We start from the raw sequence: 13,093 nt of genomic DNA, 5'->3' as shown, positions 1-13,093 counted from the left end.
ATTGGCGTTATAGCGACGCCCTGACCACCAGCGGGCAATCCACCGGCTGGGCACCCGATACCTCGAGGTTCTCGATCAGGTGCCGGGCCGCTTGGCGACCGATCTCGTAGTACGGCAGTTGTACCGTGGTCAGTGGCGGGATGAACAGTTCGGCGATGCCGATCATGTTGTCATAGCCGAGCACCGCGACATCGTCGGGAATTTTCAGGCCGCGCCCCAGCAACAGCTGATAGGCGCAAAAGGCGATGCGGTCGTTGCCGCAGACCAGGATGTCGAATTGCGGACGGCCGTCAACGATATGCCGGTCGAGAATGGCGGCGGTTTCACCGTAGGCGTCGTGATCGGAAAGGTCGTACTGCAGGAGTGCTTCAGGTGCCAGCCCGACGGCCTGGCAGGCGCGTTGCAGGCCTTGCTGGCGCAGGCCCCAGGCAAGACTCTTCCTCGGTAAATTGATACACAGCGGGCGCCGATAGCCTTGGTTCAACGCATGCTGCATGGCTCGATGCTGCCCGGCTTCATCATCCGGCACATAACTGACCAGGTGGCTGTCATCGGCCAGGCAATTGGCGAGCACCAGCGGCTTGCTCTTGAGTCGCTCGGGAATGCTCACCTGGCGCAATCCCATGGCACTGAAGATCAACCCGTCGGGGCGGTGCGACAGCATCAGGTCGATGTTCTGGTCGGTGGGCGGGTTGCTCAACAGGTTGAGGATGAAGACGTTCCAGCCTGCCTGCTGCGCGGTCTGTTCGATGGACAGCAGCAACTCGACGGCGAACGGCGTGGTCGCGGTGTCCAGTGCGAACACACCAATGGTGCGCGCCTGCAGGTTGTCGCCGCGCATCCTGCGCGCCGACAGGCTCGGTACGAATTGCAGTTCCTCAATGGCGCGACGTACCCGCTGAAGGGTTTCGGGGCTCAGTTTTTCCGGCGTGTTGAGCGCGCGCGAAACCGTCATCAGGGATACGCCGGCCAGCTGTGCAACGTCTTTCACGGAAGTCATGCGAAGTGCGGCCAGTCAGGTTGACGCAGAATCATGACACAGGCCCTGGGCTTCTCGCGACTCGAATGACGGTACTCACAGCCAGCCCGAGTCCAGCGGCCAGGCCTTGGGAATGGCGACGCGCCCGCCAGTCCCGTTCGCCAACAGCTTCACCCCGAGGCTGTCGGGCCGCGGATAGAGGCGGCTGCTGAAGCTGAAGCGGCCGTTTTCCTCGAACACCTCGATGGACGAGCGATCGAGAAATACCCGCAGGTGCAGTTGTGTTTGCGTCGACTCGATCGACACGCTGCGCTGACCACTCACTTGCGCACCCGAGCGGCTGCGATCGAGCACCAGGCGTTGCAGTGACGCGTCGTAATAAAGCAGGGTTTGTTCCTGCTCATCGGCACTGCAGCGCAAGGCGACGCCCAGGCGGCCTTCGGTGCAGCCGAGCAGATCCAGATGCACATGGATTTCCAGCCTGTCGCCCAGCACTTGCGGCACCCAGCAGCTGCCCGACTCGCCCCACGGTGCGACGCTCGGCAGCGGCGCCTGGCGCAGCGCCGTCAGTTCCCGTGCCGGAAACACGCCAAGGCGATCGCCCTGCAGTTCAAGCTCGCGGGGCAAGCCGAGCATGCCGCACCAGTGATGAGCCTGGCTCGGCATCGGGCTTTCCCACATATCCAGCCAAGCCCACACCAGGCGCCGACCATCGGCGGCCTCCAACGTTTGCGCGGCATAGAAGTCGTGACCGTTATCCAGTTCGATGAACGGCCCGCCGGTGAAGTGCCATTCGCTGTCGAGTCGGCCAATGCGATAACCGGTCTGGTACTTGTTGAGGCGTTCGTAACCTTCGGGTTGCATGCCCTGGGGGGAGTACAGCAGCACGTCGCGCCCGTTGAGGCGAAACAGGTCCGGGCATTCCCACATGTAGCCATCGCCCTCATTGCCGCTGGACACGTAGTCGAGGAATTCCCAGGTGTGCAGGTCGGTGGAGCGGTACAGCGGCAGCAGCGGCTTGTCGCCCAGGCGCGCGCCGGCAATCAGGTACCAATAGCCGTCCTCCTGCCAGACCTTGGGGTCGCGAAAGTGCATGATCGTTTCTTGCGGCGCGTTCTCGATGACAGCGCCATGCTTGACGAACCGGATGCCGTCGTCACTGGTGGCCAGGCACTGGACCTGGCGGATAAAGCGTTCGTCACCCACTTCTCCCAGCCAGGTGTGCCCGGTGTAGATCAGCGCCAGGGTGTCGCCACACACCACCGCGCTACCGGAAAAACAGCCGTGGCGGTCGAAGTCATCGCCTGGCGCCAGGGCAAGGGGCAGATGCTGCCAATGGACCAGGTCGGCGCTCTTGGCGTGCCCCCAATACATTGGCCCCCATTTGGCATCGAAAGGGTGGTGCTGGTAGAACACGTGATATTCGCCACGGAAAAACACCACGCCGTTAGGGTCGTTCATCCAGCCCGCGACAGGCGCCAGATGATAGTCCGGTCGATAATCGTCGATGAGACGAGACTGACCTTCACTCAGCGCCTGCTGCGCATGTTCAAGGGGGGAGGGCATGGGTGCATTCATGGCATTCACAGACACAGTCATAGGGCGCCTGCTTTTGGCGAGCGCTGCGGGACGTCCTCCGGGAGGACTTCAATAACAGCAGGATGGCGTCTCAAGGCCGTGCCATCCGCGTCGAACAGATGCACGCTGCCGAACGCCAGTTGCAGTTCAACCCGATCGCCCACTCGCCATCCGGCGTTGATTTCGCAGCGACAGATCAACGGTTCATCCTCGCCTGACTCCAGGTGCACGTAGGTTTCGCTGCCCAGGTATTCGACCCCGACCACGACGATGCCGGCGCTGCCTTGCGCCGCTTTGAGCGACACGTGTTCCGGGCGAATCCCCAAGGTCAATGGGCTGTTCGCCGCCAGGTGGGCGCTGTCGAAGGGAAGGGGCGTCATACCCAATAAAGGGCTGTCGATCTGGCTGGTTTCACCTGGGGTGTGCAGGTGCGCCGGCAGAAAGTTCATCTTGGGCGAACCGAGGAAACCGGCGACAAAGCGGCTGGCCGGATGCTCATAGAGTTCGCGTGGCGAGCCGACCTGCTCGATGCGGCCGCCATTGAGCACGACAATCTTGTCGGCCAGGGTCATCGCTTCAACCTGGTCGTGGGTCACGTAGATCATGGTCGAGCCCAGTCGTCCATGCAGACGGGCGATTTCGTTGCGCATCTGCACGCGCAGGGAGGCGTCGAGGTTGGACAGCGGCTCGTCGAACAGCAGGATGTCCGGTTCCCGCGCCATGGCCCGGCCCATGGCCACCCGCTGGCGCTGTCCACCCGACAGTTCCCGTGGCTTGCGCTGCAGCAGTTTGTCCAACTGCAGGATCTGCGCGGTTTTCAGCACTCGCTCGCGCAGGCTGGTCTTTTCGGTCTTGGCCAGTTTGAGGCCAAAGCTGATGTTGTCGTAGACGCTCATGTGCGGGTACAGCGCATAGGACTGGAACACCATGCCGACGCCACGCTCGCGCGGTTCCAGGTCATTGACCCGGCGTCCGTCGATCAGCAGGTCGCCGTCACAGATCGAATCCAGTCCGGCGATCAGCCGCAGCAAGGTCGACTTTCCGCAGCCCGAAGGGCCGACGAAAACCACGAATTCACCCGCCGAGATTTCCAGGCTGACGTCGCGAAGAATGCGTGCGCCGCCCAATTGTTTGTTCACGTTGTCCAGCTTCAACTTGATCACGATGCTGTTCCTTTCTTGTCTGTGTTGGGCCTCAACCCTTTAACGCGCCGGCAGTGAGGCCGGAAACGATGCGGCGCTGGAAGACCAGCACCAGAATCACCAATGGGACCGTGACCAGCACCGACGCCGCCATCAGCAAACCCCAAGGCAGTTCATGTGGGCTGCCGCCGGAAATCAGCGCGATGGCGACCGGGACCGTGCGTTGCGAGTCGGTCAGGGTGAAGGTCAGGGCAAACAGGAACTCGTTCCAGGCGGCGATGAAGGCCAAAAGCCCCGTGGTGACCAGTGCCGGCCAGAGCAGCGGCAACAGCACGCGGGTCAGCGTGACCCAGGGTGACGCACCGTCCATGATCGCGGCCTCTTCCAGCTCATGAGGCAGTTGGCCCATGAAAGTGGTCAGCACCCAGACGGTGAAGGGCAGGGTGAAAATCGTGTAGCTCAGGATCAACGCCCAGGACGTGTTGTACAGGCCCAGGGCACGTATCACTTCGAACAATCCCGACAGCACCGCGACTTGTGGAAACATCGAGACGCCCAGGACCATCATCAACACCACGCCGCGGCCGCGAAACTTCACGCGGCCCAGGGCATAGGCGGCGGTCAGGCTGAGGAACAACGCCAGCGCGACCACGCTCAGCGCAACCACCAGCGAGTTGCCGATGGCCCGCAGGAACGAGGCCTGGCTCAGCACGGCGGCATAGTTGGAGAAGTCGGGGTTGTCGATCCAGTAGCTCACCTGGAACAATGCGCTGGACGGCTTCAGCGACGTCACGATGGCGTAGTAGAACGGGAAGACCGCATACAGCAGCAAGATCCCGATCAGGCACCAGAACCCGGTGCGCAGCAGGGCTTTTTTCAGCAGGCGCGGGCTCATGAGCGAACCTCCAGCTGACGGCGTCCGAGGTACAGGTAAGTCATGGCGATGACCGCCACGACCAGGAACAGCAAGGTCGAAGCGGCGCTGCCGTAACCGACGTCCTGGAATTCCACCAGGTGCTGGCGGGCATAGACCGACATGCTCATGGTGCTCGATGAGTTCGAGGTCAGCACATAGATGACGTCGAACACCCGCAAGGAGTCGAGGATGCGAAAGATCGCCGCCACCAGCAATGCCGGCATCAACAGCGGCAGGGTGACCCACCAGAACACTTTCACCGGGTGAATGCCATCGACCCTGGCGGCTTCGTAGCAGTCGCTGGGCAACATCTGCAAGGCCGCCAGCATCAGCAGCGTGACGAAAGGCACGGTCTTCCAGACGTCGACGATGATCACTGCCCACATCGACAGGTCCGCGTCGGCTGTCCAGGCCAGGGGCGCATCGATCAGGCCGAGGCCGAGCATCAGGTGATTGATGATGCCGAACTGGTCGTTGAGCATCCATGACCAGATTTTCGCCGAGACGATGGTCGGGATCGCCCAGGGGATCAGGATCAACGCCCGCACCAGCGCGCGTCCGGTGAACTTGACGTTCAGCAGCAACGCCACCATCAGCCCCAGTACGATTTCCAATCCCACTGACACCACGGTGAAATGCAAGGTGTTGCGCACCGCGTTCCACCACTGTGGATCGACCAGGATGCCCGACCAGCCGGCGCTGCTGTGATACAGATAATTGCTCAAGCCGACAAAGCTTGCATCGCCCGTGTCGGCCAGGCTGGCGTCGGTCAGGCTGAACCAGAATGTGCGCAGCAGCGGCCAGGCCGCCACCAGGGCCAGGCATAGCAACATCGGGCTCAGGAACAGCCAGGCGGCGCGAACGCGACGGCGTTGTACCGGCGTTTCCCGAGTGAGCAGGTACTCGTCGTCGCCGGGGGCGAGTGTAGTGGAGACAGACATGGTGATTTCCTTCCTTGTGGCTTACCAGTTCCGGCGTTTGATGCGCGTGAGTTCGCTTTCCAGTTCGGCCAGCGCCTGATCGACCGGCCGTTCGTCCGCCAGCACGCCGTGCACTTGATCGAAGAACGCATTGGAGACCCGTGGATAGCGGTCGGCGGTGATTGAAGCAGGGCGCATGACCCCATCATTGAGGATGCTGCGCAGTTGGCTGTAGTACGGCATGGCGGCGAGCAACTCGGGATCCTGGTAGAGCGACTCGATCACCGGGTTGTAGGCACCCACCAGGGCGCGGTGTTTCTGCTGTTGGGCGCTGCTCAGGTAGCTCACCAGTTCTGCGGCGAGCTTGGGGTTGGCGCTGTAGCGCGACACCGCCAGGCCCCAGCCGCCGAGAGTGGACGCATGGGTGCCCGTCGCGCCGCCGCGGGGCAGGGGAGCGACGCCGACCTTGTCCTTCACGACGCTGTCCTGGCTTTGCACCAGGGCCCAGACATAAGGCCAGTTACGCATGAACAACGCATTGCCCGACTGGAAGACGCCGCGTCCTTCTTCCTCGGTGTAATTGAGTACGCCACGCGGGGAGATGTCTCCCACCCAGCTTTTGGCCAGGGTCAATGCGGCCCTCGAGGCCTGGCTGTTGACCACGATGTCGCCTTGCGCGTTGACCAGCCCGCCTTGCGGCTGGCTGCTGATCCACTCCAGTGCGTTACACGTCAGGCCTTCGTAGGCGCGCCCCTGGAATACATAACCCCAGGCATTGGCGTTCCCGGCATCGCGTTCGGCCTGCTGGACAGCCCTGGCAGTCGTGGTCATTTCTTCCCAGGTCTGGGGCACGGGCTTGTCGTACTTCTCGAGCAGGTCCTTGCGGTAATACAGCAGCCCCGAGTCGGTGAACCACGGCATGGTCACCAGGCGCCCGTTCACCGTGGCGTTGTCCACCTGGGCCTGGAAGTAACCTTGGGTCGCGTTGGCAGGAAGCACCTCGCGCAGGTCCATCAAGTGCTTGGCAAGCATCCCCGGCCACACCATGTCGATCTGGATGATGTCGATGTCGCTGGATTGCGCACTGAGGATCTGTTGGTAGAACGACAACCGCTCGGTCGCCGAGTTAGGCGTGGAAACCACTTCGACGCTGTTGCCGGTCTGCTTCGACCACGCCTCGACGGCCTCCTTGCACAGTTGCAATTCAGCACCCACGGCACCGCAGGAAATCGTCAGGTTGGCGGCTGTGGAGAGGGATGGAAACCCGACGCACAGGCCGAGCAGTGCCGCTGGAAGGATCGATTTGAGCTGTTTCATAAAGCCCTCTTTATTTTTGTTTTTAGAAAAGTTAACGTTAACATCGCCAAATGTAGCAGTGTATTTGCGATGAGGCATCCTTTTTTTCCTTTGGTTTGACAATTCAGAACCTGGGCGAAAAAGGCCGGTCGCGGCAACAGAACAATAAAAACAAAACAGGGAAAATCCACATGCAGAAAGCATCAAGCTGGCTACTCGCAGGCGTGCTCGGCGCCGCGGCGACCACTTCTCAGGCCGCGACTCTGGAAGAGCGCATGGCCGCGTTCGAGGCCCGTGCCAGCGCAGCGGAAAAACGCGCAGCCGCCGCCGAACAGCAAACCCAGGCACTCGCCAGGGAATTGCAGCAACTCAAACTCGCCACGCCCGCCACACAACCGGTGGCGTCCGCTGTTACGGTCCCCACGCTCGATGCTCGCCTGGCAAAACTCGAAGCCAGCCAGCAAAGCACGGCGAAGCAGGGCAGTGGCGCACACCTTACCGACGGCTTCAGCTTCAAGGGCTATGCTCGCTCCGGGTTGCTGATCAATGATGGGTTGGGCGGTGGTCGTGGCGGTCCGTACACCACTCCGGCCGGTTCTGTGGGTGGCGCTGTCGGGCGACTCGGCAACGAGGACGACACCTACATGCGCATCGACCTGTCGAAAGAGCAGTACGCGCAAAACGGCACCCACTCCAAGTTCACGGTGTCCATCGCCGATGGTGTGGAGAGCTCCAACGACTGGACCGCCGATGAAAGCAACCTGAACGTGCGCCAGGTGTTTACCGAACTCGATCACCTCGCGGCATTCAAGGGCAATTCGATGTTCGAAAACTCGACCCTGTGGGCCGGCAAGCGCTTCGACCGGGACAATTTCGACATCCACTGGCTGGACTCTGACGTCGTCTATCTGGCCGGCACCGGTGGCGGCATCTACGATATACAGATGACCAAGGACTGGCGCTCGAACTACTCATTGATCGGTCGCAACTACGGGGATTTCAGCGAGGGTGGCGTCAATGCCGATGTGGAAAGCTACATCCTGACGTCCAACCAGTTTTTCGACGGTGGCCAGTGGCAGTGGATGTTCAACGCCATCGGCTCGAAGAAAAACGACTTTGCTACCCGCACCAACGAGGCGGGGCTGACGCCGGCCGACTCCGGCTTGCACAGCATGGTCGCCAATCACCAGAAAAACTTTTTCGGCCGCGAAGGCTTCTTCAAGACGGCGCTGCTCTATGGGCAGGGCCTGGGGGCTGAGGTCAAGAACGTTGGCTCGGATGGCGAGCTTATCGACGATGCTCGTGCCCTGCGTCTGGCGCTCTACGGCGAGACCCCTATAGCGTCCGGCTGGCGCATCGGCCCGAGCCTGCTGGCTGAACAAAGCAAGGACCGCTATGTCAAGGGCGACGACTACCGTTGGATGACCCTGAACGTGCGGTTGGCCAATGAAATCAACAGCAATTTCGAGATGGCCTACGAGATGAGCTGGCAAACCATGAAGCTGGACCCCAAGGGCTACCTGCAACGCAATGCGGTCGACGGCAACTTCTGGAAGTTCACGGTCGCCCCGACCTTCAAGCCTGACCTGGGCGATCTGCTCACGCGTCCTGAGCTACGCCTGTTCGCCAGCGTGATGAACTGGTCGTCGGACCTGGACCGGTACAGCACCACGGATTCCTTCGGCAAGACTGACTTCAACGCCGGCGGTGTCTGGCAGTACGGCATCCAGATGGAAACCTGGTTCTGATGCCGGCCAGTTGAAACCTGTGGGAGCGAGCTTGCTCGCGATAGCGGTGGATCTGCCTGCAATGATGTTGGGTGTGCCGACACCTTCGCGAGCAAGCTCGCTCCCACAGTTTTACCGAGTTGCTCACAGACCTTGCGTACGCCACACCCCCTTGTGGGAGCGAGCCTGCTCGCGAAAGCGGTGGATCAGTTTGCAATGATGTTGGGTCTGCCGACGCCTTCGCGAGCAGGCTCGCTCCCACAGGGGCTTTGCTTGACTGATGGGTATTACCGCGCATGCCAGCCCAACTGGCTTGAGATCTGTTGGGTGGCTTGCATCAGTTGCTTGACGTAGTCCTGCTTCAACTCTTCCCTGAAGCGAAAGCAGGGAAATGAAACGCTCATCCCGCCGATCACATGGCCAAAACGGTCGCGGATCGGTGCCGCCAGGCAACGCATGTTGTCTTCGAACTCTTCATGGTCCTCGGCATAGCCTTGCTGGCGGACGGTCTCCAATTCCTGCAGATACGCTTCGGCACTGGTCAAGGTATTGGCCGTGCGACGCTCGAAGCTTTCCTGCGCCAAGTGCGCCAGCAACTCCTCTTCTTCAAGCCAGGCCATCAGCACCTTGCCGATGCCGGTGCAGTACAACGGCGCCCGCCGGCCGATGCGCGAGTACATGCGCAGGTTGTACTTGGAGTCGATCTTGTGCACGTAGACGATGCTGCCTTCGTCGAGAATCCCCAGGTGGACGGTTTCGCCGGTCAGCTCGTTGATCCGCCGCATACCCGGCTCCGCTTCCCGGACGATGTCCAGGTGGGGCAGGGCCTGGGCCCCCAGTTCGAACAGCCGGACGCTGAGGCGATAGCGATCCTCGGCGTCCTGCACCACATACCCACGCGCCTTGAGCGACTGCAGGAAGCGATAGACCGTGGCCTTGGACATGTCCAGCTTGTTGGCGATTTCCGAGACGCCGCTTTCTTCCGGATGCTCGGCCAGTGCCTCGAGCACGGCCATGGTCCGGCCAACCGCCGACACCAGATCGTTGTTTGGAATGACGCTGTTGTCCATGAAGGCTCCAACGTGAAAGTAAAACCCAAGGATATACGCAAGCAGAACAAAACGCTGTTTCATTTTTGCTTGACGAGGCGGCAAATCTGACTAGACTCGGGCCTTGAGATAAAAATGAAACGCCGTTTTAAAAACAAGAAAGGCGCGTTGATTATGGATGTAACGCTTAACCATGGCCCAGAGACCCGCTTCGCCCGCCCGATGAAGGTGGCGTTGGTGGGGGAATGCATGATCGAGATGCGCGGTGAACCGGGTGCCGCGATCACGCAGACCTTCGGTGGCGATACGCTCAACACCGCGGTCTACCTGGCGCGATTGAATCTGCGTGGCGCAGTGGCCGTGGACTACGTGACGGCCGTGGGCTGCGATGCGTTCAGCGTTGCCATGCGCCGCTCCTGGCTGGACGAAGGGATCGGTGATGCCCATGTCCGCGTGATCGAAGACGCGCTGCCGGGGCTGTATTTCATCCAGACCGATCCCCACGGCGAGCGGCGTTTCCTCTACTGGCGTGGGGAAGCGGCGGCGCGGCGCATGTTCGAGGGCCCCGAGGCAGAGGCCATGCTCGATGCGCTGGCTGATTACGACTACGTCTATTTGAGCGGTATCAGCCTGGCGATCCTCACGCCAGAAGGGCGCCAACGCCTGATCCAGGCTTTGCACCTGGCGCGCCGAGCCGGTACGCGCATCGTCTTCGACAACAACTACCGTCCCCACCTCTGGCCCGATCCTGAAACGGCCCGGCAGGCCTACCGCGACCTGTTGCAGCTGACCGACCTGGCCCTGGTCACTTGGGAAGATGACGCGGCCCTGTTCGGCTATCGCGACACGGAGGCCTTGTTCAGTGCCTACGCCCAGGCGGGAGTTCGCGAGGTGGCCCTCAAGCGCGGCGCCGCCAGCTGTTTGATCCAGTGCCCGACAGGGCGTTTCGAAATACCCGCGCAAACCGTCGTCCATGTCATCGACACCACCGCTGCCGGTGATTCGTTCAACGCCGCGTACCTGGCCTGTCGCCTGCGTGGCGGCGATCCAGAGCAGGCCGCCCGCTGGGGCCATCGCCTGGCTGCCCAGGTCGTCCAATACCGAGGTGCGCTGATTCCCCAAGCGGCGATGCCGAACATGGGCACGTCCTCACTCCCTTCTGTTGCACAGGTCTGACTTTATGAAAATTGTTGAAGCGCGCGTCATCGTGACCTGCCCGGGTCGCAACCTGGTCACCTTGAAAATCGTCACCGACGAGGGCCTCTACGGCATTGGCGATGCGACGTTGAATGGCCGCGAACTGGCGGTGGTCGCTTATCTGGAGGAGCACGTGCTGCCCGCGCTGATCGGCCGCGACGCCCACCGCATCGAAGACATCTGGCAGTACCTGTATCGCGGTGCGTACTGGCGCCGGGGGCCGGTGACCATGACCGCCATTGCCGCCGTCGACGTGGCGCTCTGGGACCTCAAGGCCAAGGCCGCGAACATGCCGTTGTACCAGTTGCTCGGTGGCAAGAGCCGCGAGCGGGTGATGGTCTATGGGCATGCCACCGGCAAGGACATCGAAGGGTGCCTGGACGAAGTCGCCCGTCACGTCGAGCTGGGCTATAAAGCCGTGCGTGTGCAATGCGGTGTGCCCGGCATTGCCACCACCTACGGCGTCGCCAAGCGCAGTGGCGAGCGCTATGAGCCGGCCGACAGCGACCTGCCCGCCGAACACGTCTGGGACACCGCCAAGTACCTCAACTACGTCCCCAAGTTGTTCGCCGCCGTGCGCGGACGCTTTGGCGATGACCTGCATATCCTCCACGACGTGCACCATCGCCTGACGCCCATCGAAGCCGGGCGCCTGGGCAAGGCCGTGGAACCGTACAACCTGTTCTGGCTGGAAGACTGTACGCCGGCCGAAAACCAGCAGAGCTTTCGCCTGATTCGCCAGCACACCACCACACCGTTGGCCGTTGGCGAGGTGTTCAACTCCATCCATGACTGCCGCGAGTTGATCCAGGAACAATTGATCGACTACATCCGCACGACGCTGGTGCATGCCGGCGGCATTACCCATGTGCGGCGTATTGCCGATTTCGCCGCGCTGTTCCAGGTGCGGACCGGCTTTCACGGCGCCACCGACCTGTCACCGGTGTGCATGGGCGCGGCCCTGCATTTCGATACCTGGGTGCCCAACTTCGGCATCCAGGAACACATGCCTCACGAAGACCGCATCGATGAAGTCTTCCCCCATGCCTATCGCTTCGAGGACGGCCATTTCACGCCGGGCGAAACACCGGGACATGGCGTCGACATCGATGAAGACCTTGCCCGCCAATACCCCTACAAGCGCGCCAGCCTGCCGGTCAACCGTCTTGAAGACGGCACGCTGTGGCATTGGTGAAACGCTTTTAACCCTTTGAGCAAACGGGGCGAATGTCCCGTCAGGAGTGACCCGATGAAAGCGTTCCAGGTAAGAGCACCCTTCGAGTTCGGGTTGGCCGAGGTCGACCGACCGCAGCTCGCCCGAGGCGAGGTCCAGGTCGATGTGGCGTATGCCGGCATCTGTGGCTCGGACATGCACATCATTCATGGGCAGAACGCATTCGTGCGTTTCCCCCGTGTCACCGGCCATGAGTTCTCCGGGGTGGTCCGGCAAGTCGGCGACGGTGTCGAACACCTGCAAGTGGGTGACCGAGTGTGCGTCGATCCGGTGATCAGTTGCGGTACCTGTTATCCCTGCCGGATTGGCCGACCGAATGTCTGCACCCGCCTGCAAGTGATCGGCGTGCATCGTGACGGTGGTTTCAGCGAGCAGGTGTGCGTACCGGCCGAGAACGCACACCGCTTGCCCGATTCGATGTCCCTCAGCCACGGCGCCCTGGTCGAGCCTTACTCCATTGCCTTGAACGTGCTGGATCGGATGCAGCCTCATCCGGGCGACAGCGTGCTGATCTACGGTGCCGGGGTGATCGGCCTGACCCTGGTGCAGATGGCCCGGGCGCTGGGATTGACCGACATCACCGTGACCGATGTCATCGACAGCCGCCTGGAGACGGCGCGGGCGCTGGGCGCCAGCCGGACCCTCAACGGCCAGCAAGTCGACGTCGAGGCCACGATGCGTGAATTGACTCAAGGTGAAGGTGTGCCGTTGATTGTCGATGCCGCCTGCATTCCGGCACTCATGCCGCAGATGGTGCGCCTGGCTTCGCCGGCCGGGCGCATCGGGTTGCTGGGGTTCAATGCCACGCCGAGTGATCTGGTGCAGTTGGAAATGATCAAGAAGGAACTGACCCTGGTGGGCTCGCGGCTCAATAACCGCAAGTTCCCGCGGGTGATCGAACTGATCGCCAGTGGCAAGTTGCAGGTCCAGGACCTGATCAGCCATCGCGTCAGCTTCGACGAAATGCCCGGCGCCATCGACCTGATCGAAAAACATCCCGAGCAAACCCGAAAAATACTGGTGGAACTGACGAACGCCCATCCCTGAGCTGTCTG

General features: G+C 61.7%; 11 protein-coding genes. 4 read left to right on the top strand and 7 right to left on the bottom strand.

The window, feature by feature from the left end; genetic code table 11:
* Positions 1-7: 7 nt before the first annotated feature.
* The 6 genes from F7R20_RS01405 to F7R20_RS01380 all read right to left on the bottom strand — a co-directional run bounded on the left by F7R20_RS01405 (position 8) and on the right by F7R20_RS01380 (position 6,852).
* Positions 8-1,000 carry a LacI family DNA-binding transcriptional regulator gene (locus F7R20_RS01405; protein WP_003200833.1) on the bottom strand — a complete coding sequence of 331 codons (993 nt, stop codon included), beginning with the start codon at positions 998-1,000 and terminating at the stop codon, positions 8-10.
* Between the two features lie 75 nt (positions 1,001-1,075).
* The gene (locus F7R20_RS01400) at positions 1,076-2,578 is read right to left on the bottom strand and encodes a glycoside hydrolase family 32 protein (RefSeq protein WP_003200836.1); all 1,503 of its coding nucleotides are present in this window, start codon (positions 2,576-2,578) and stop codon (positions 1,076-1,078) included.
* Entirely contained in the window at positions 2,575-3,720 is a 1,146-nt protein-coding gene (locus F7R20_RS01395; protein WP_003200839.1) for an ABC transporter ATP-binding protein, read from the bottom strand. The genes F7R20_RS01400 and F7R20_RS01395 overlap by 4 nt, the downstream gene beginning before the upstream one ends.
* Before the next feature lie 31 nt (positions 3,721-3,751).
* Positions 3,752-4,594: a carbohydrate ABC transporter permease gene (locus F7R20_RS01390; RefSeq protein ID WP_003200841.1), complete on the bottom strand. Its 843-nt coding sequence runs from the start codon at positions 4,592-4,594 to the stop codon at positions 3,752-3,754.
* Positions 4,591-5,556 carry a carbohydrate ABC transporter permease gene (locus tag F7R20_RS01385; protein ID WP_003200843.1) on the bottom strand — a complete coding sequence of 322 codons (966 nt, stop codon included), beginning with the start codon at positions 5,554-5,556 and terminating at the stop codon, positions 4,591-4,593. Before F7R20_RS01385 ends, F7R20_RS01390 begins: the two co-directional genes overlap by 4 nt.
* Positions 5,557-5,577: 21 nt before the next feature.
* A complete protein-coding gene (locus F7R20_RS01380; RefSeq protein WP_003200845.1) occupies positions 5,578-6,852 on the bottom strand; it encodes an ABC transporter substrate-binding protein in 1,275 nt (424 codons plus the stop codon).
* Between the two features lie 170 nt (positions 6,853-7,022).
* Between F7R20_RS01380 and F7R20_RS01375 the strand changes: the two genes are divergently transcribed.
* A complete protein-coding gene (locus tag F7R20_RS01375; RefSeq protein WP_003200847.1) occupies positions 7,023-8,579 on the top strand; it encodes a carbohydrate porin in 1,557 nt (518 codons plus the stop codon).
* Between the two features lie 266 nt (positions 8,580-8,845).
* Here the strand turns inward: F7R20_RS01375 and kdgR are convergent, their stop codons facing one another.
* Complete coding sequence (gene kdgR / locus F7R20_RS01365; protein ID WP_003200849.1) at positions 8,846-9,628, bottom strand: DNA-binding transcriptional regulator KdgR; 783 nt, start codon at positions 9,626-9,628, stop codon at positions 8,846-8,848.
* Positions 9,629-9,781: 153 nt separating this feature from the next.
* On the opposite strand from kdgR, the gene F7R20_RS01360 reads away from it, so the two are divergent.
* Genes F7R20_RS01360 through F7R20_RS01350 form a run of 3 tightly spaced genes read left to right on the top strand, consistent with a single transcriptional unit; the run spans position 9,782 to position 13,085 of the window.
* Entirely contained in the window at positions 9,782-10,783 is a 1,002-nt protein-coding gene (locus F7R20_RS01360; protein ID WP_003200853.1) for a sugar kinase, read from the top strand.
* 4 nt (positions 10,784-10,787) lie between these two features.
* Positions 10,788-11,999, top strand: coding sequence for a D-mannonate dehydratase ManD (gene manD, locus F7R20_RS01355; protein ID WP_081352549.1), 1,212 nt, complete (start codon positions 10,788-10,790; stop codon positions 11,997-11,999).
* Positions 12,000-12,053: 54 nt separating this feature from the next.
* Positions 12,054-13,085: a Zn-dependent oxidoreductase gene (locus F7R20_RS01350; protein ID WP_003200857.1), complete on the top strand. Its 1,032-nt coding sequence runs from the start codon at positions 12,054-12,056 to the stop codon at positions 13,083-13,085.
* Positions 13,086-13,093 lie beyond the last annotated feature (8 nt).

It is taken from the genome of Pseudomonas brassicacearum subsp. brassicacearum (genome assembly GCF_008801605.1).
In the GTDB taxonomy this organism is placed as follows: Bacteria; Pseudomonadota; Gammaproteobacteria; order Pseudomonadales; family Pseudomonadaceae; genus Aquipseudomonas; species Aquipseudomonas brassicacearum.
The sequence above is the reverse complement of the archived record's forward strand: the minus strand, read 5'-3'. Positions and strand labels throughout refer to the sequence as shown.